Annotated in this window: 20 protein-coding genes; 4 read left to right on the forward strand and 16 right to left on the reverse strand. The window is 31.3% G+C overall.

Going from position 1 to position 19,498, the window contains the following annotated elements:
* The first annotated feature begins 98 nt into the window (after nucleotides 1–98).
* Nucleotides 99–251 (forward strand): hypothetical protein, encoded by a 153-nt coding sequence (locus tag AAFU52_RS14865; protein WP_438422427.1) that lies wholly within the window; start codon nucleotides 99–101, stop codon nucleotides 249–251.
* A 158-nt stretch (nucleotides 252–409) separates the two neighbouring features.
* Here the strand turns inward: AAFU52_RS14865 and AAFU52_RS14870 are convergent, their stop codons facing one another.
* From AAFU52_RS14870 to AAFU52_RS14890, 5 genes are all read right to left on the reverse strand, one after another.
* Nucleotides 410–1,141 (reverse strand): DUF4369 domain-containing protein, encoded by a 732-nt coding sequence (locus AAFU52_RS14870; protein WP_438422428.1) that lies wholly within the window; start codon nucleotides 1,139–1,141, stop codon nucleotides 410–412.
* A 101-nt stretch (nucleotides 1,142–1,242) separates the two neighbouring features.
* Nucleotides 1,243–2,547 (reverse strand): DUF819 family protein, encoded by a 1,305-nt coding sequence (locus AAFU52_RS14875; RefSeq protein WP_438422429.1) that lies wholly within the window; start codon nucleotides 2,545–2,547, stop codon nucleotides 1,243–1,245.
* An 84-nt stretch (nucleotides 2,548–2,631) separates the two neighbouring features.
* Nucleotides 2,632–4,530, reverse strand: a complete 1,899-nt coding sequence (locus AAFU52_RS14880) for a M61 family metallopeptidase (protein WP_438422430.1) — start codon at nucleotides 4,528–4,530, stop codon at nucleotides 2,632–2,634.
* A 2-nt stretch (nucleotides 4,531–4,532) separates the two neighbouring features.
* Nucleotides 4,533–5,339, reverse strand: a complete 807-nt coding sequence (locus AAFU52_RS14885; protein ID WP_438422431.1) for a Cof-type HAD-IIB family hydrolase — start codon at nucleotides 5,337–5,339, stop codon at nucleotides 4,533–4,535.
* A gap of 40 nt (nucleotides 5,340–5,379) precedes the next feature.
* Nucleotides 5,380–6,306 carry an alpha/beta hydrolase gene (locus tag AAFU52_RS14890; RefSeq protein ID WP_438422432.1) on the reverse strand — a complete coding sequence of 309 codons (927 nt, stop codon included), beginning with the start codon at nucleotides 6,304–6,306 and terminating at the stop codon, nucleotides 5,380–5,382.
* 259 nt (nucleotides 6,307–6,565) lie between these two features.
* Here AAFU52_RS14890 and AAFU52_RS14895 point away from each other — a divergent pair, with 259 nt between their 5' ends.
* Nucleotides 6,566–7,348 carry a S1/P1 nuclease gene (locus AAFU52_RS14895; RefSeq protein ID WP_438422433.1) on the forward strand — a complete coding sequence of 261 codons (783 nt, stop codon included), beginning with the start codon at nucleotides 6,566–6,568 and terminating at the stop codon, nucleotides 7,346–7,348.
* A gap of 8 nt (nucleotides 7,349–7,356) precedes the next feature.
* On the opposite strand, the gene AAFU52_RS14900 is transcribed toward AAFU52_RS14895, so the two are convergent.
* The gene (locus AAFU52_RS14900) at nucleotides 7,357–8,214 is read right to left on the reverse strand and encodes a helix-turn-helix domain-containing protein (RefSeq protein WP_024768861.1); all 858 of its coding nucleotides are present in this window, start codon (nucleotides 8,212–8,214) and stop codon (nucleotides 7,357–7,359) included.
* Nucleotides 8,215–8,422: 208 nt separating this feature from the next.
* On the opposite strand from AAFU52_RS14900, the gene AAFU52_RS14905 reads away from it, so the two are divergent.
* The gene (locus AAFU52_RS14905) at nucleotides 8,423–8,839 is read left to right on the forward strand and encodes a MauE/DoxX family redox-associated membrane protein (RefSeq protein WP_024768860.1); all 417 of its coding nucleotides are present in this window, start codon (nucleotides 8,423–8,425) and stop codon (nucleotides 8,837–8,839) included.
* 136 nt (nucleotides 8,840–8,975) lie between these two features.
* Here AAFU52_RS14905 and AAFU52_RS14910 read toward each other — a convergent pair whose 3' ends face one another.
* Nucleotides 8,976–9,323 (reverse strand): DoxX family protein, encoded by a 348-nt coding sequence (locus AAFU52_RS14910; protein ID WP_438422434.1) that lies wholly within the window; start codon nucleotides 9,321–9,323, stop codon nucleotides 8,976–8,978.
* The gene (locus AAFU52_RS14915; RefSeq protein ID WP_438422435.1) at nucleotides 9,323–9,784 is read right to left on the reverse strand and encodes a hypothetical protein; all 462 of its coding nucleotides are present in this window, start codon (nucleotides 9,782–9,784) and stop codon (nucleotides 9,323–9,325) included. Before AAFU52_RS14915 ends, AAFU52_RS14910 begins: the two co-directional genes overlap by 1 nt.
* 199 nt (nucleotides 9,785–9,983) lie before the next feature.
* On the opposite strand from AAFU52_RS14915, the gene AAFU52_RS14920 reads away from it, so the two are divergent.
* The gene (locus AAFU52_RS14920) at nucleotides 9,984–11,042 is read left to right on the forward strand and encodes a M12 family metallopeptidase (RefSeq protein ID WP_438422436.1); all 1,059 of its coding nucleotides are present in this window, start codon (nucleotides 9,984–9,986) and stop codon (nucleotides 11,040–11,042) included.
* A gap of 81 nt (nucleotides 11,043–11,123) precedes the next feature.
* On the opposite strand, the gene AAFU52_RS14925 is transcribed toward AAFU52_RS14920, so the two are convergent.
* The 8 genes from AAFU52_RS14925 to AAFU52_RS14960 all read right to left on the reverse strand — a co-directional run bounded on the left by AAFU52_RS14925 (nucleotide 11,124) and on the right by AAFU52_RS14960 (nucleotide 19,425).
* Entirely contained in the window at nucleotides 11,124–11,978 is an 855-nt protein-coding gene (locus AAFU52_RS14925; RefSeq protein WP_438422437.1) for a DUF6503 family protein, read from the reverse strand.
* A gap of 103 nt (nucleotides 11,979–12,081) precedes the next feature.
* Entirely contained in the window at nucleotides 12,082–13,731 is a 1,650-nt protein-coding gene (locus AAFU52_RS14930) for a serine hydrolase (protein ID WP_438422438.1), read from the reverse strand.
* 127 nt (nucleotides 13,732–13,858) lie between these two features.
* Entirely contained in the window at nucleotides 13,859–14,464 is a 606-nt protein-coding gene (locus tag AAFU52_RS14935; protein ID WP_438422439.1) for a MarR family winged helix-turn-helix transcriptional regulator, read from the reverse strand.
* A 72-nt stretch (nucleotides 14,465–14,536) separates the two neighbouring features.
* The gene (locus tag AAFU52_RS14940; protein ID WP_438422440.1) at nucleotides 14,537–14,800 is read right to left on the reverse strand and encodes a DUF2024 family protein; all 264 of its coding nucleotides are present in this window, start codon (nucleotides 14,798–14,800) and stop codon (nucleotides 14,537–14,539) included.
* A gap of 7 nt (nucleotides 14,801–14,807) precedes the next feature.
* The gene (locus tag AAFU52_RS14945) at nucleotides 14,808–15,533 is read right to left on the reverse strand and encodes a hypothetical protein (RefSeq protein ID WP_438422441.1); all 726 of its coding nucleotides are present in this window, start codon (nucleotides 15,531–15,533) and stop codon (nucleotides 14,808–14,810) included.
* Between the two features lie 108 nt (nucleotides 15,534–15,641).
* Entirely contained in the window at nucleotides 15,642–15,875 is a 234-nt protein-coding gene (locus tag AAFU52_RS14950; protein WP_024768850.1) for a thioredoxin, read from the reverse strand.
* A gap of 158 nt (nucleotides 15,876–16,033) precedes the next feature.
* On the reverse strand, nucleotides 16,034–18,352 hold the full coding sequence (locus AAFU52_RS14955; RefSeq protein ID WP_438422442.1) for an outer membrane beta-barrel family protein: 2,319 nt from the start codon (nucleotides 18,350–18,352) through the stop codon (nucleotides 16,034–16,036).
* An 83-nt stretch (nucleotides 18,353–18,435) separates the two neighbouring features.
* Nucleotides 18,436–19,425, reverse strand: coding sequence for a response regulator transcription factor (locus AAFU52_RS14960; RefSeq protein ID WP_024768848.1), 990 nt, complete (start codon nucleotides 19,423–19,425; stop codon nucleotides 18,436–18,438).
* Between the last annotated feature and the right edge of the window lie 73 nt (nucleotides 19,426–19,498).

Consider the following 19,498-nt stretch of genomic DNA (forward strand, 5'->3'; position numbering starts at 1 on the left):
GTTTTAAGTCTTTTTTCTCTTTTTCTTAATCATTTTTTAACTTTTGCACATAGATATTTTCTTAATTTGGTTTGATTATTAACCTTTAAATATATATCATGAAAAAAAGGAATCTGAAGTCGTTAAAACTTAACAAAAAATCTATTTCTAAATTAGGGTTAACGCAAGTTAAAGGAGGAGCAACAGGAGGTTGTCCAGGCCCAAGTGAGATTAGTTGTTTTAATACATGTCCAGCAAAATGTTGGCCATAAAATTTAGCGAACTTCGGTTCGCTTTTCTTTTTTTATGATTTCAAATTTTTTATAGAATTTAACCAAGAATTTACTTAGTAGTTCTTGTACCGAAAACTTATGGTTTTAGGAATCAAAAGACACTTTAAATATTAGAAAATCTACAGAATTTTAGAAAGTTATTCTTCTATAGTAGCTTCTGCTTCTTTGGCTTTGCGATCATCAATATACTTAATCAATTGTTTTCCGTATAAAGATTTTTTTACTTTAGGACTTAAAGATCTGGCAACGGTATCCAAAAATTTTATGTTAGCATCAAAAACTTCATTAAGTGTGATATAAGGAGCGACTTCTAACTTTCTATTTGTTACAGCAAAATTAATAGTATATAAATATTTTTGGCGCATTAAATTTTTGTAAGCTTTATCATTTTCAATGAGTTTTTCGTCATCTTTTTGCTTACTGGCTTCAAAATCTTCTTTAATGATCCTAAGATTTCTTTCATTGAATCGTTTAAGCATTTTTTTGTATTCAGTATATTTCTCTTGATTTTTCCCACCTTTTATTTTTACATCATTTTCAAAATCAAGTAAATTAGTGGTTATGGAGATCTCTCCTGGTTCTACAAAAAAGTCGATACGATCATTATATTGTTTTCCGTCGTTTTTATCAAGGTATAGGTAATGAATTTCAGGTTCTTTAACCTCGGATGTAAGTACAAATTCAGAATTACCATCAATACTTACAGAATCCACATTCACCAATAGAGTATCCTGTATTCTTTGTAAGTATACTTTTCCTTTTTTTAATCCTTTGATGTTACCTATTACTGTTACATTCCCTTTCTTAGTAGGTGAACTGCAATTCGTTAATAATACAGTTAAAAATAATAGAATAGAAAAATACTTCATGTACTGATTTTTGTTTTTTAGTAGGGCCACAAAGATGCGAGTTTTATTTTAAATGAAACAAAAAAATAGAATCTAATGGGTAAAACGTGCTCTCTTTTTTATCAGCTTCCAGAAGCTATTTGCATAAGAATAGTACATAAAAGGGCTCCATATGTTCCTACAACATATCCAAAAACGGCAAGAAGCACACCTACTGTTGCCAGTGAAGGGTGAAATGCTGCTGCAACTACTGGTGCAGATGCTGCTCCTCCTATATTAGCTTTACTGCCTACGGCAAGAAAAAAGTAAGGAGCTTTGATCAATTTTGCTACTCCGATAAGAAGTAAAACATGTATGGCCATCCAAACAAGTCCGATGGCGATAAGTCCCGGGTTTTCAAAAATCTTACCAATATCCATTTTCATCCCTATGGTAGCTACCAGGATATAGATAAAAACACTTCCTAGTTTACTAGCTCCTGCTCCTTCATATTGCTTGACTTTGGTATATGATAACAGAATTCCAATTGCAGTAGCAATGGTAATCATCCAGAAAAACTTAGAAGTAAACGATGATAATGCAGAACTCTTATCATTAAAAACTTCAAAATTATCAGACAATAAATTAGAAACCCCTGCTGCTCCCCAATGTGCAATCCCTACTACGGTGAATGCAATAGAAAGCATAATGATATAATCCGATAGAGTAGGGGTTCGGGTTATGCTTTCTGCATAACTGGATACTTTTTGTTTTAAGGCTTCGATAGCGCTATTATCAGCTTTTAACCAACGATCGATTTTATCACTCTTACCGATACCCAATAATAATATAGCCATCCATATATTGGCAACAACAATATCTACCAATACCATTCCTCCATATTTCTCAGGATTATATTGATAAATTTCTAGCATAGCCGCTTGATTTGCTCCTCCACCAATCCAACTACCAGCTAAGGTAGATAAACCTCTCCAAATGGCATCAAATCCAGCTCCGCCAACAGTTTCTGGAGAAACGAGAGAAATAAGCAGGATTGCAATAGGGCCACCAATAATGACACCAAGGGTTCCTGTTAAAAACATAATTAACGCCTTTGGACCTAAATTAAAAATACTTTTGAGATCGATGCTTAATGTCATTAATACCAAAGAAGCAGGAAGTAAAAATCTACTGGCAACATAATAAACATTAGAAGATTTTTCTACTAGTACTCCTTCTGCATCTAATTCTTTCCATTGAGGAGAAATAATTCCTAACGAGTTGAATATTGCAGGTAATAAATAACAAAGCAGTAGTGCAGGAACAAATTTATAGAAGGTTTTCCAGAAATTATTACGAATAGAAGATGTATAAAAAACGAACCCTAAACAAAGCATTAAAATTCCAAAAACTATGGTGTCATCTGTAAAAAAAGGAATGTTCTCCATTATTAATTATTTAGTTTTAAAAAAGATACCTCGCAAAATACACTTAATTTGAAGAAGTCAAAAATGATATCAAAATAGAAGTTTCTAATCATTAATCCATTTTTTTAATAACATCTTTTGTTGTTCTGAAATTTTTGGGTCTTGTTCTAAAATTATCTTCTCTATAGTAGGTTTGGTTACATTGGACTTAAGTGTCATAACCTCGTTATTACGCTTAATCCTAAATGTAATTTCGTCTCCTATTTTCCATTTATTAGAATCACCAAACAGATCATATATATTATTAAGATTATATTCTTTTTTGTTAATACTTAGCAAAACATCTCCTTCTAAAATTCCAAGCTCTTTTAGAAAGCTATTAAATGGGATGTCTGATGTGAAAATAACTTCTTTGGTAACTTCAGAACCAGTTACAAAGGGGTCTTGTTTAAAAATAAAATAAGAAGAAGGCGCATTCTTTATTCCATAAAGCACTCCGGCTTTATTAAGGTAAAATTCATAATCAATAGGAGTGTTGTTCATAACATGTGTTTGTAAAAATGCACTCACCTCTGGATACGAATCTTCTTCTATTGCATTAATAAGTTCTTTATCATCAAAAGGGACATCAATACCATATCGAACCGATAAATTTTTGATAAGATCAAGCAATCCATAAACTCCGTCACTTTTTTCACGCATTATAATATCCAGACACATAGAGATTAATGCTCCTTTTTCATAAACATTTCTGTAGCTATTACGATAAGGATCAACCAAAATGTTTTTACTCATAGTTGTAAAAGCTATAGAATCATCAAACGAGGAAGATGCTTCAATCTTACCAACGATTCGTTCAAAAAATTCATCTTTAGTGATAAGTCCTTGTGTAATTTGAAATAGCATTGAGAAATACTCTGTAGTACCTTCGTATAACCACAAATGCTCGGACATTTTTGGACTATTATAATCAAAATTGTGAATTTCTTTAGAATGGATGGTTAATGGCGTTACAATATGAAAAAACTCATGAGAAACAACATCGATAAGTGCCTCATTAAGTTTTTCATGAGATAGGGATTCTGGCAATACAACTACCGTAGAAGTATTATGCTCTAAAGCTCCAAAACCATGTGCGTCATCTGATTTTGCAGAAGAAAGGTAAAGTAATATACTATACTTTTTTGTAGAGTTAATATCGCCCAGAAAATCCTTTTGTGCTCTAATCATGCGTTCCATCTGGGGCATTATTCTTGCCGCTTTGTGGGTTTTGTTTTTAGAATAAACACTTAGAAGTATCTCTATGTCATTGATTTTAAAGCTTGCTTTATCTGGAATAGAGTACATAATTGGATTATCTACTACATCGGCATATCTTTTAAACGCAAAGTAATCGATATCGTTTTTAGAAGTATTTGTTGCATTATCAAAAAGTATTTCCTCGATAGAAGTTGAAGCTTCCAGAAAAGAAGGATGTTTAATAAATAATTTGTATTTATTTTCTTGCATCCCACCAAAATAACCTACAAACGCGTATAGATTTAGAATGTAATTTTTATCTTTTATAATATTAGATCCTGTTGGTGAGAAAACATCATGAGAACTTTCAGAATCAAAAGTGTCATTTACCCAATATGTAATTTTATCTAATTGTTTGGCATTGGTTATTTTCCAACGATTGTCACCATGTTTTTGAACATAAATAGAATTGCCCTCGTGATCAAACGCTTTAAGATCATCAATATATTTTCCAAAGTTGTTATTTTGATAAGTACCAGGTACAATTTTTGGCAAGTAGTAACTTATTGTATCCAGACTTAAGTTATCGATTTGGATTTCTACCTTAACTTTATCATCTGTTACATTAACAAGATCAATAGAAGCGCGTATAGTAGATACGTTTTTAGATGTAACAGGATGTTGTGTGGTTTTGCAACCAGTAGCCAGATTAAATATAGCAAATGCAAATACTAGGTTTTTTATGGTATGAATTGTTCTTTGCACAGTTATAAAATGTTTTTTTGAATATACGTTGCTACTCCGTTTTCTTTTCCTGAAAGCGTAATAACATTTGCTACTTGTAACGTTTCTGGTTTTGCATTTGCTACAGCTACACCAGTTCCTACTGCTTGGAGCATTGCAATATCATTATAATTATCTCCAAATGCAACTGCTTCAGAAATTGGAATTTTAAAATAAGAGTCAAGCAGAATTTCTATAGCTGTTAACTTTGAAATACTTTTATGGGCAATCTCTATATATGTTGGTTTAGAACGGTATAAATGAAGAGTGTCTTTGAAACTATCTTCTAAAAAAGCATAAGCTTGATCTATATAGGATTCTTCACCCATACACATAATCTTATGGGCTCCTTTGTTATCGGCTTTCCATTCTTGTATCACATGTTGAGTTGGTTTTACCACCGGATTTACTTTGGTGTTATTTGCTTCTCGATTTGCCCAAAAATCCATCTCGGGAACAAACCAATCATTATTGTGATATAAACTTATATGAAATTTTTGATCTTTATTAAAATTATTTAATTCTTCTATAATATCAGGAGGTATAAAAGTAGAATGAACAGGTTTTTGATCTATCAAAATTAACCCTCCATTATAACATATCATAGGTTGGTCTTTTATATCTAACTCTTCCTGCAAATGATTCATAGCATCTGGCATTCTGGAAGATATTAAAACTACAGGTATAGTGTTCTTAACTCTTCTAATTTCTGAAATCGTAAGTTCAGAAAGCTCTCTTTCAGAATTTAACAGCGTTCCATCAATATCAGAGAATATAATGCGATGTGGCATTAGGTGTTTTGGATTAGGGTTATATAATTTTTTAAATAAACTATTGATTCACAAAGTTAGTAATCCCGGTCAGAACTTCTGGCATTATTTTTCTATGGGGTTCATTATATGATTTGTGATTTTCTAGTCGACCTCCTTTAATTTCTTTTAAAATATGATTCATATCCATAACAAATAGATATTCGGCTTGTGGTATAATCTCTTTAAATTTTTCTGCTTGTACCAATTCTACCTGGATATCTTTATCACCGTAAATAATAAGAATTGGCATTTCTAATTTTAAAATTTCCTCAGAAGGGTTATATTTTACCCAGGAACTCATAAATGGTTGTAAATTATATCTAAAAATAGATTCTAGTGCTGGATCATAATCGGTAGCTCTACCATTTTCTTTTAATTGTTTAAAAGCAACAGAAGCACTTTTATCCAAACCAGGAGCTTGCTTCGCAATTTGTTCTATAATTACCCGATCTATTGATACGGCATTTCCTGTAATAGAAATAAAACCATCTGCTCTCCCTTTTGCAGCAATCATACCAACTAGAGAACCTTGACCATGACCAGCAATAATGACTTTTTTATATTTTCCGTTTTTATTGAAATAATCTACTATTGATATCGCATCTTCAATGTAATGATCTAAAGAAATTTCATGTTCTTTAATCCCTAAACCATCCATCTTAAAAAGCCTTTTGTCATAACGATAAGTTGCAATGCCTTCTTTTGCAAGTTCATAGGATAGCTGCTTAAAAGTATCGTTTTTAGACATTCGATCATTACCATCTCTATTAATCGCTCCGGCGTCCATTATAAAAATAACCAAAGGAACATTATCTTCAGAATAAGGCGTGACCAGAGAACCCTCTATATATCTATTGATTTTAACCACTGCAGAGTTAAATTCTTTTTTTTGAGCAAAATTCAATGCAGAAATCAAGATCATAAATAAATAAAGTTTACTCTTCATAGTAGCGTAGGGTTTTTTTGTATAGCAAATAAAAAATGAATAATAATCAAATTGATATTGGCTAAATGTTTAATATGAATTGAATTGTGTTTGATAAGTAAACACTACATACATAAACAGCTAAAACGACAAATCTGAAAGCATATTTTGATTTGAGACAATTACTATTTGTTATTTTTAATATTATTTATGCGCAATTAATCATTTTTAACGAATCACTAACATACCCTTTTTTATCTTTGCTTCAAAATATATATAAATGAAACTTCAATATAAATTGCTACTTGTTTTATTCATAATTTCTTTATCTGGATTTTCTGCAGATTATGATTGGGGAAAAACGGGACATAGAGCTACAGGTCAGATCGCAGATTCATATCTAACTAAGAAAGCAAAGCGTAATATAGCAAAACTTCTTAACGGTCAGAGTCTTGCCTTGATTTCAACATTTGCTGATGAAATTAAAAGTAACGAAAAATATAGAAGTTATAGCCCTTGGCATTATGTTAATTTTCCATTTGATAAGAAATATGGAGAAGAAAAACCTAGTGAATATGGTGACTTGGTAAAAGGAATAAATACATGTGTATCGGTATTAAAAGATGAAAAATCATCTAAAGATGATATTATATTTCATCTTAAAATGCTAGTGCATTTTGTTGGTGATTTACATCAACCACTTCATGTAGGAAGGGGAGAGGATAAAGGAGGAAATGATATCCAAGTACGTTGGTTTAGAGATGGATCTAATTTGCATAGAGTTTGGGATAGTGATATGATAGATTATTATGGGATGAGTTATACAGAGTTATCTATAAACAAGACAAATTTATCTAATGATGAGGTTAAAACGATTCAAAACGGTGGCATAGTAGACTGGATAGACGAATCTCAAAAGCTTGCACAACAGGTTTATGGGTCAGCAAATGTAGGTGAAAAACTTGGCTATAAATATATGTATGATTATTTTCCTATAGTACGCTCTCAATTACAAAAAGGAGGAATACGACTGGCCAAAATATTAAATGAAATTTTTGGATAATACTACTATTAACTAATAGAAATCTCGTTACGGTATTGTTTGGGAGACATCGAAAAATGCTTTTTAAAAGTTTTGGTAAGGTGACTCTCATCTGTATATCCCAATTGATATGCAATTTCTGCAATAGTAAATTCGGTGTGTTGTAAGCGATACTCTACCAATTTCATTTTATACTTTGTAACGTACTGATGTATAGATTCTCCTGTTTTTCTCTTAAAATATGTGCTAATTGAACTCTGAGACATATTAAATTTATTTGCCAAAAAATTAATCTTGGTAAGATCATTGTCATAAACATGTTGTCTAATATGACTCAAGATCGAATCTATTTTATTGTGAGAAACAAGCATCTTTTTTTGATGTGAATTATATTTTTCAGAGATATTACGAACTATTATACTTAGGATAGTACTTATCGCATTAGAAATGATTTCTTGATAATATACTTTCTCATTTTTAAATTCTTCTAAGACAACATTATGAATATCCCAAATAATACTTCGATCTTCTTCATGAGAAATTACATCTCCTGGTATAATATTGGGTTGGTGTAATAATTGCTCAATACGTTGTAGCCAATATTTCCTGTCAGGAAGATTGACTTTACTAGAAAATAAAAGTTCTGTGAACTTGAAATAAGTAAAATTAGTGCGTTTTTCAATTTCGAAGTGATGAGTATCTTCTGGTGCAAGTAAAAAGATATTGTTTTCTTTATAAGGAAAACGTATATCATTAATGGTGTGATATCCATTTCCTTTTTCAATAAAAATGATTTCAAAATAATTATGATTATGAGGTTCCGCTTCCCATTCATCAATAGCATATTGATGTACTACAAAAGTCTCATTCAAGGTATAACGGTTCATAAACAATTCTTTAACATTTTAAAGTTACAAAAATAAAATCAATAAAACAGGAATTCTTTTGTACAAGTATTTTTGGTTAAATACATTTGATTGTGTTGATAATTAATCGATTACATCGATTTTTATACAAGTTATATACAAAATTATACAAGAATCAGAATCATGGTAAGATTTAAATTTGCCGCTCAAAATTACACACAAATCTATCATGAAAATTAGAATTTATTTATATCATCTCACTAGAGTGGTATTTGGAGTATTGCTGGTGTTGAGCGGTACTTATAATGTAATTAGGTATTCTGAGTTTTTAGAAAGGCTAGATATATATTTTGGTAATGTTACAGTATTTAATATAGCATTTATAGAAACCCTTGCTCCATTAGTACCTTTTGAGGAATTTGTAATAGGAATGTTCTTGATTTTAGGGATTTTCATCAGAAAAGCTTTAATCACTGTCATCATACTATTTACTTTTTTCACTTTGTTTTTAGTTGATGCAGATTGCCTACTTTTTGCATTTGCTCATCTTGTTTTTTGTGGTATTGCTATAGTACTATTAAAGAAAGATAATTATGACATGAACTCTATAAACTATGATGAAGATTCATACCAAGTCATATCATAAGATATAAAAAATAGCTGCCTCTTTGCAGAGAGGTTTTTTTCATAAGTTAATTTTGTTTGATGTTAAAAGCGCCCTTACAGTAATGTAAGGGTTTTTTTGATGAAGTATCGATAACATTTTGAAGTGAACAAAAAAATTAAAGGTAAAGATATGTCCAATAGATTAAACCAAATTGGAGTAATAATCTAGTGACCAAAACGAATTTTGGAAAATTTAAACTAGCTTTTTTATGTACAAGCATATGTATATGAACCGGGAAAAATAGAATAAGCATAAAAATTATACTCCATGCAGAAAATGTTCTGGTTGGGGTAAATAACAGACCAAGACTTACAAAAATTTCTGCAATACCGCTTAAATATACCAATAGCTTATGGTAAGGAATATACAATGGCATTATTCTCATGAATGCCTTAGGACGGATTAGATGAAAAACTCCTGCAATACCAAAAATGAATGATAAAATATATAAATGCCAACTCATTAAATCTCAGTAGTTTTTTCTTTACCAGCTTTGCTTAGTGCATGATTTTTGTTACCAGCCATCATTTTAATAAAACTTATTTTTCTAAAACGTAGAGCGTTCCAATCTGTATTAATAGAAACTTGATTTACAGCTTCGAGGTTATAATCTCCAAGAACTCCCCAACCGTAATCTCTATTAATTTCTGAAGTATATTTTTTAGAACTTTTTTTGGGGTATGCAAACCAAAGTATTGCATCTCCTACTAGTTTTGGATATACGGTTTCTATACGATTTTCTATTTGCTTCTTTTCGGTAACAAATATAACGGCAAAATCAACTTCTGATACCTGAATCAAGGATTCTTTAACATTTACACCTTTAAGGCAATCAAGGTCTTCACAAAACCCTTCGGGTTCATTAAGAATCAATATCTCATCTAGTGAGAACGGTAATTGTAATTTTTTGAAGAGTGGTGTCATGAGAATAAATTTTAGAACAAAACTTGTGTCTTTTAAAGATACAAAAAAAACCTGTCATTTTATATGTAAGATGTTTTGGAAGTTGATAAACATCAGTTCTTTATGTAGATTTAATTACTTATAATTATTATTTATTACAGAACAATAAAAACGAGAAAATCATAGTTAAACTTATAACACAAACTTAAAAATATTAATTATGAAAACAGTTTTTAAAAGCACCTTACTAGGTGCTTTAGCATTCGCTGCGTGCACAACTTTCACGTCATGCGAGAATGATCAGGACAATTCTCACGAACAATTAGAAAACCAGACAACAGTCGAAAAAAGACTCTTACAGGAACAAGCTTATCCTGGTCAAAAAGGAGAAGTCGTCACTATTCAACTCAATGGGCAATCTGTTGAAGTCGAAAAAATTAATGGTGAATTTATTATGGGGGGTGATATGCATGTTATTCCTGATGATATGATATCATCAAAAAATGGTAAAAGTACAGGGCGTACCGGGAGTAGGTGGCCAAACAATACAGTGTATTATGAAATACAAAGTAGTTTACCAAATCAAGCAAGGGTAACTAATGCGATTGCGCATTGGGAAGCAAATACCAGTCTTAAATTTGTAAAAAGAACAAACCAGACTGCTTATATCTATTTTAGAACAGGTGGTGGTTGTTCATCTTCTGTAGGTCGCACTGGAAGAAGACAAAATATCAATCTGGCAAATGGATGCTCTACAGGGAATACAATTCATGAAATAGGTCATGCTGTTGGGTTATGGCATGAGCAAAGCAGAAAAGACAGAGATCAGTATATCACAATCAATTTTCAGAATATACAAGCTAATAGAGACTTCAATTTTAAGACGTATTCTCAACAAGGATATGATGGTGATGAGTATACTAATTCGTTAGATTTTAATTCGATCATGTTATACGGTTCTTATGCTTTTTCTGCAAATGGGCAACCTACTATTGTGAAAAAAAATGGATCTACATATAATGCACAAAGGAATGGGCTTTCTAGCGGAGATATCGCTGGAATAAAAACGATGTACCCTGGCGGTGGCGGAAATGATATTTGTGATGGAGTGGCTCCTTGGTCTAGTTCGCAAAATTACCAGGTAGGAGATCGTGTAACATATAGAGGATATTTGTATGAAAGAACTTCTAGTAGTTGGACTCGAATAGGACAATGTGGTTCATCAAAATCATCAAGTACTCAAGATGTACCTCATCTTAACGATGTAGCAAAAAATTAAACTGCATTTTTATAAAAGAGTAGTATAAAAGTAAATTCCTCCAGAACTTGTTCTGGAGGAATTTTTAATATTCAAGCTATATTAAAACTTTATCTCTTTAGCATTATCGGGAGTCTCAAAAATAGAACCTTCGTCTTCTAGAAAAGTAATATCTGTAATAATCGCTTCTCCCAATTCATTGGTTATTCCTTTTTCTTCGGTCCAACCATAAAACTTCCACTTAGTAGCAAATGGGATTCCTTCTACAGTTTTAAAATCCTGATATTGTATAATATGTGGATCATCTTCTGCCTTAGTAATATCGCCTTTGCTTCCAAATGTAACAATATAGACCGTCGCTTGTAAGGTGTGGTCTTTGGGATCTGTATAAATAATATACCAATCATCGGGTGAATCCCCAATATTTTTTTCAAAAGTAAGCCTAGCTGTTTGATATTCTACTTCGTTTAAAGCTCTCATATTTTCAAGCTCTAATTTGCTGCCAGGATCATTTAGCTTATATGGCATTCCGAAGAAATAAGTCCAGGTAAAGATATCGAAACGAGCTCCTTTATCGTTTGCATCTTCTGGACACAAAAAAACTTTTTCGCCAGTATAGATCAATTTACTCTCGTCTTTTTTGTCGATTCTAATTTTTGTCGAATTGGTTAACATGGTAATTTTACCATCCAGACGTAATTTACCGCCAAAGGAAATAGCAATGCTAAAGCTTACTGCTTTATGTTTTAGGAAGTCAGCTTTTTTATGCGCTTTCTCAATGTTTTTAATATGATGATCCATAATGGATACAGCACCATCCCCCATACCACCATCCGGTTCTACTGGAATCTTTTCAGTTTTGTTATCTGTAGCATCTGTAGTTTGATTTTCTTGCTTTTTATTGTTGCCACAGCTTGAAATGATAATAGCCATAATAAAAATCCATAGGTTTTTCATAAATAATAATTTGTGTTACAAGTATTAAAATTACTAAAACCAATACTTCAAAAAACAGTTTTTATGAAAAATGTAACAGAAGATATGCTAACTTTATATAAAACTAATCCATACGTTTGGCAGGAGTTTTTTTGCCTCCTTGTTCAAGGACAGCTCTAACAACCTTATTATTTTCTTTTATAAACTCCAGAGAAGCAGAGAATTCTTTTACAAAAAATACAGTTTCGCTTTCTGGGTATATTTTAAAGCTTTTTTGACCCGTTGCTTGTGAAATTAGCTGTCCGTTTTCTAAAGATATTGCAAGGTTAAATCCTTCTTTAATCTGGTAAACACCTACATATTGGCTAAGTATGTTTTCTGATACAGTAATTGCCTTTTTGTCTGCAGGGATAGGTGCGTTTGTTTTGAAACCTTTAGATTCTTTAGCTCTGTTTTTAAAAATAGCTTCTGGTTTTTTACCATCTGTATTAAACAAGATTTCAGAAAAACTATCCTCGAAGAAAAATGTGTTTTCTGTTTTAGGAAAAATTTTAAACTTTTTACCAGCATCTCTTTGACTGTATAATTGACCATCCTTTAAGCTAATACTTCTTACCGCACCATCTTCGAATTCATATACACCAGTTAATTTTTTTAATGCTGAGGCAGAAACATCTGCTATTTTCTCTTTACCATATGGTTTGTCTATTGCTATTGCCGCAATACGAATTGTAATATCTGTAGGACTATTGCAGTTGCAGTTGGTTAATATTGCTGCATGCACATCTTCTTCGGGAATATAAATCTGATAAGATGTATATCCAAAGATTCCTCCACCATGTTCAATTGTGGGTATTCCTTTGATCTCGTTCACACTCCATCCATATCCATAATAAGTAGGTTTTCCGTTGTTTAGAGTTGTGTTCTGAAATGCTTTTTTAATTGTCTCTGCTTTAACCAAGACATTGGTGTTAACTGCATTTTGCCATTTATGTAGATCTTCTACGGTACTCATCAATGAACCAGCGGCATAGGGTAATGTCATGCTTAGGTATGCAGAATTAACATATCCTTCTCGAGTTTGATATCCCGAAGCTCTGTTTTTGATTACCTCTCTTTTACTGCCGTAATATGAATTATTCATCGCTAAAGGAGTAAAAATATTTTGCTCTACAAAATCTTCATAGGATTGCCCTGAAATTTTTTCGATTATAAAACCCAGGATAATATATCCAGAGTTGTTATATAGCCATTTCTCACCAGGATCAAAATCCATAGGTTCGTTTTTAAAATAATTAATCAACTCGGTAGGGGTCATATCTTTTGCGGCTATCTCTGATAAATTCATAGAGGTATAGCTCTTAATCCCCGAGGTATGATTTAAGAGGTGATGTATTGTTATTTTTTTTCCATGTGTAGGGTAGTCTGGGATGAACTTGGTGATTTCATCTTGGATGGTAAGCTTACCCTGTTCCATAAGCATTAGGATAGCAACAGAGGTAAACTGTTTCGTAATAGAACCTATTTCGAAAACGTTATTGGATTTCATAGGAACTTGGAGTTCCATATTAGCAAGCCCAAAAGCTTTATGGTAAATGATTTTTCCCTGTTTGGCTACCAAAACAGTAGCTCCTGGTCCATCTGGTTTATATCTTTCTTGTAGGAGAGTATCAAATTTTTCTTCAATACTTTGTGAAAAAGAAGTTAGTGGTATAGCAATACATAATAATAGTAACGAAAATGTAATCCCTAGTCGATGTTTTGTAGTTATCATAATACTTATTTTAATTGATGTATTTGTATGACGTTTATATTCGACTTTGGTTACCAATGACCGAAAAATCTTTTAAAACATATTCATGATTAGGGGCGAAGTGTAATACATCTACACGATAAATTTCCTACGATCTCTCTTCAAAGTCAGCACAATCTAATCTGATATCTACATCTTCAAGCTCTGTTTGTATAAAATTACAATAATGATTGTTTTTGTCTTTTTTATAGAACTTACAAGCATAACAAGTTCTTTGTACGGATAATATTCCTGATCTGTTTAGCTGATAAATTAAGATGTTTATGGTCTTTAACAAAGATTCTTGTTCCTCTGTATTAAAACTTAAAAGTTGCTTTTTAATGGGGTCTGCAAAATTTTCGGCTTCAGAAACATTTTTTTGACCTTTTGGAGTTAAGCTTATATAATAACTTCTATTATCTGTCGAAGTTTTATTTTTGAAGATCATTTCTTTTTTTTCTAATGCTTTAACAGCATCACTAATCGTAGGTTTAGTTACATTAAATTCTTTTGCAAGATGACTCACTGTACATAAATCTTCTTTGTGGTATGCTATAAAAATTATAATCTGTATCTGTATTGGACTTAGGCCAGCAGTTTTTGCATGTTCCCATAACAAAGTTCTAAAGACCTCAGAAATACGCTCCAGGCCAATTACAATTTTGCTATTGATATCTTTATGTTGAAATGATATGTCAAAAATGCTCTTGCTCATATAAAATGCTTAAGAGAAAGTACCACTTTCTCTTAAGCAAAGTTAGTAATCCTAATTATTTATTTGTCTTTTTTAGCAATTTTCCATTTCGATAATCGAATATCCTTTGGTTTTGATATCATTACTCATTTCTGGAGTCGCTTGTTCGATATGACATAGCTTACATTCATTAGTGGTAATTTTCTCTGTTTTAAAGGGTTTCGTTTCCAGATAGTTTTCTCCGAATTTAAACACAATATCCTGATCTGTTATAGAATCGGGAACGAGTATGTCAAAATGCATTATAACCCCATCATCTCGTTGTACGTAAGTATCCCAAACGGCTATTTTTGTCATTATAATATTATTTTGATTGTACAGTATATGGAAGAGATAAATCGGTGCTTAAAACACTATATACCTTATAAACACCAAGCATAGGTTTATCCTTTATTTCAGTATTTACTTGCATATAGGCAGAAACAGCATCGAACTTAAAATCGGTTTTGTTGTTTATTCTATAATCTGGTATTACTACTTTAATGCTGGTCTTATTGGTAATGACCTGAAATCCTGGAGAATCCATATACATAGGCATTCCTGGATTAGTGGGAGGTAATTTTACAGATGTATCTGTTTTTTTAAATTGCTTTACAGATAATCCACCATCAACCCGGTCATCTTTATGAAGAACTACCCAATGTGGATGCCATATAATCCCATCGTTATCATAGGCAAAATCATTATTCTCATCCCATAGTGGAGTATCATCAAAGTCGGGGTGAGACGTTAAAGCCAATGCTACAATACCCTGAGTATCATTAAACCCTACATCGGTTGGTTTTAGAGTAGTAGGAAAAACATAACCCAATACAGGAGCGCCATGTAATTGTCCTGCTGGAACCGGAGTTGTTTTTCCTGCGTTTCCTTTGACATTAATTTCCCAAATGGTACTATTAATATCGGTATTATGTATAACAGAAGCTTTTACTATCTGTAAATCATCATTATTATATTTTTTACATTCATCGCAGGCAGTTAGAGTACTGCTAAGTACCATGAATACTATAGTTATAATTGTGTTTTTCATCTTTTTGTGTTGTATTGTTAGTTAAAATGAGCCAATAATTATCAATAATTGACTCATTTTAGAGTTGATCTAAGTAATTAGGAATCCTAACTATTTAGATTAAAAAAATTACCCTTTTACATCTGCCATAGAAGCCCCAAAGTTGATATGTAGCACATTCCCATTAGATGTTAGTAGCGCAGGAACAGATTGAACTCCTGCCGTTTCGGCATTCTTGATTTGAGAACGATCTTCTCCTAAATGAACAATTTCTACATTGTCTGATCCGATTAGATTAACAATATCATGTTCTGCACTAATGCATACTGGGCATCCAGCATGATAAAAAATTGATTTACTCATTTGTATATATTTTAAGGTTATGCAAAATTGCAACGCAAATATAGTAAGGAATCCTAACTAAAAAAAAGATTTTTATTGTTTTTATACAAAAAGAGTGGTTTATTCATGTATCTACACTATAAAAGTTGTACGATAACGAATAAGAAATCAGTGATTTATTACCGTATTCGATCCAGGTTATCATCTACATCTTTATTTTTGAAGGATAGCTTTTTGACTTTACCGAAAGCGTATTTGATAGAAAATGAAATTTCGTTTCCATCTACATAAAAAGTATTCTGAACATCAATATTATTAGAAGTATACTTGTCTTTATAGGTCATGTTCTTAAAAATGTCATTAAAATTTACAGCAATTTGTAAATTTTTAAAATATGTTTTTGAAAAGGAAGCACTCATAATAAAAAGCGCATTTCTTTTAAAAACACCTTGGTTTCGTTCGGTGAATCCCCAAAAATTTAGTCCAAGAGTAGTTTTTGAGGCAAGTTTAAATTCATTATTTGAATAATAATAGAGATATGGTTTACTTTCTCCAATAACTGCTGTTGGATTTTTAATTCTATTGTGAACTACTGTTAGTGAATTTGTAGTATTCCAAAACCTATAAGTAGCAGTGTTAGTAAATCGGATTTGATATCCGGATTCCTTTTCAAAGTTTTGAGGAGAAGATATAACTCTGTTTTCAATACTATCATATGCTACGTTATAAAAAACGGGATCATTTTCCTCATAATAGCTGATGTTACAAGTGTATTTTTTGTATTGAAGAGTAGTTGATATTTCTTCAATTGTAGTAGATTTTAAGTTAACATTTCTTGAAAATTCTACAAATGGATTGATAAATGTACTAATAGAACTGGCATTAAGATAATTAGGTCGATTTATAATTGTACCATAATTTAAAGCAATACTTTTGGTACTATCTATGGGGATATTTATCCTTATTTTAGGAAAAAGACGTGTTTGTTTTCTATCTACTAATAGTTCACTGGCATTTCTAAAACCACCTTTTATAATATTTGTTTCGGATCTTATGCCAGTAGAATATTCTATTTTGTTTAGATTTCCTGATAGCTGTATATAAGATGCATAAATAGATTCTCGGTAATCGTATTTTGAAACCTTTTTGTCTATAGGATTTATGAATTCGAAATCTGAAAATGCAAGACCATTGGCATTAGAAAGACTACCACCAACTTCTAATTTTATATGATCATTAAAGTTTTTGTCAATGTCAATTTTACTGGCAAAGACACTAATTTCGTATTTCTGATTTCTGTTTTGTGATAATTCTAACCCGGTTTCATTTATATTATTAAAAATATGACTTTTAAGGTGTCTGATATAATTTGAATACTGAAGCCCAAAAAACAAATTCGAGGTACGAGTGATTTTTTTATTGAAATTTATATTACTAGTTAAAAAGTTTCTATTCTCATCATTTTGTCCTTCACTGATAATATGGTCTTCTTTAAATTGATCTTGCAGAAGTGTATTTGTTTTGATTGGAAACTTGTCAGTTTGAGCTCTCAGATTTACTTGTCCCGAGATATAATCATTTTTGTCGAGTTGATAAAAGAAACCACCTCCAGTGATAAATTGTGGCCTGGGACCGGTTGCTCTTACTTGATATTGAGATTTAATACCTTGATCTAAAACGTTAAGTCTGGAGTCTACACCTTCCCATGGACCAAGTTGATTGTAATTAAAATTACCTCGTAATTCTAATTTATTGTTTTTATAGTTTGAGTGTATTCCTAAATAATTATTAAATCGCTTTTTAAAAGAAATAATTTCTGATAATTGAATCTTGTAACCATCTACAGAATTATGTTTTCTAGTGATTAGGATGAGGCTTCTTCCTTCTGCTTCATATTTTGCAGATGGATTATCGATAAGTTCTATATCTTTTATGTTTTCTACAGATAACGATTTAAGTTGATCTAAGTCAGCCTTTTGGTTATCTATATAAATTAGAGGAGCCCCTCTTCCTACAACAGAAATAGATTCTCGATTGGGGCTGATTTGAATTCCTGGAAGCTTAGATAATATATCTACTGTTGATGGTAATGACTCTAAAACAGAGTTTTCAATATTTATTTTCAAATTACCATTTCCCACTATTATATTGTTTTTAATAGTTTTAACGGTTACTTCGTCTAATATAACTGTGTTTTCTTTGAGTTCAATAGTAATGGTTTTGTTACTGTCTAGTAGAATTACTTCTGATTTTTCTGTATATCCTATCGCAATTATAGATAAAGTATATTCATTAGCTTTTAATCTGTCAAAAATAAATTTCCCATTTTTTATAAAAGTATATTTTACAAGATTTGAATTTTTGTCATAAAGAATGACATCTCCAGCTTCTACCGGGGTATTATTTTGATCTAAAACGGCTCCGGATAATGAATATTCTGATTGCCCATATCCAATATAAGAGAGTAACAGGAATGAGAAATATATAATTCGCTTCATTGTTTTTTGAAACAAATAACTATTGAAATCGAGAAAAAGAGTAATTATACCAAGCTGAATAAGGTGCTAGTACCGGTATGATTTTATTTTTTGAGTAATAAATCTTGTCTGCTAGAGATGTTTAACTTACTGTAAATATTGGTGATATGTGTTTTTACGGTACTTAAGCTGATAAATAATTCATTTGCAATTTCTTTATTACTTTTTCCTGATATGATAAGGTTTTTTACCGCTTTTTCTTGCTTACTTAAAGGAATAGGAGCGAGGACTTTTATGGTTCTTCTAGATTTTAGAATAAACCCGATTAATAAAATAATAACCAAAGAAGCTGCACCATTAACCCATAAACTTACTTTGTATTTATGATTAACGATTTCTTGAGTAATAAAGTTGAGCTTATTTTCAAGATAAGCATAGGTAGAGGGGTCAAGTTCGCTGGATTTCAATTCTTCTAGAAAGCTCAGGTAATATTCAGGATTGGCTTTAGCATCTTTTTCTAATAGATTCTGGTCATCTAGTTTTTTAATACCAATAAGTTTCACCAAAAGTATCTGCAGAGAATCTTTTACATACCCTTTGGTCTCTATGAGGTATTGTTTAGGATCAAAATCATCGGTTAGATTTTCATATTTAGCTTCAAATTTTTTTAATTTTTGCCATTCTAAATCTGCTGTATTATTTGTGGTATACTCCCCAAACATTCTTTCTCCTTTAGTAAAGTGAACAGTATCTTTTTTAGATAGTATAAATAGTTGAAAATTCTTTATTTTGTTTGAAATTTTATTTTTCTCTTCGCCAGATATAGGGTTAAGTTGCACCTTATAAATATGATCTTTTGAAGTAAATAAATTTTTATTAAAAGCAAAGAAACCATCCTCTGTTAAGAGAGTCGATGCAATGGCTGTTGTATTATAGGTATTCGTGTTTTCTTCGAGTTGAATTTGACTTAAATAAACTTTTTGCTCCCATTTTTCTGGATCTTCAATATGCACATATCCCGAAACACCATCTTGACTATGTATGGTTGCATAAAAAAATAGTAAAATGATTAAAATGTAATTTTTAGTTCTCATTTTTTGATGCTATAAACATGAAACGGTTGCTATACTTTTATATATCACAAAGGTAATAAAATATAAACTGCTT

The organism is Aquimarina macrocephali (assembly GCF_051627225.1).
GTDB lineage: Bacteria > Bacteroidota > Bacteroidia > Flavobacteriales > Flavobacteriaceae > Aquimarina > Aquimarina macrocephali.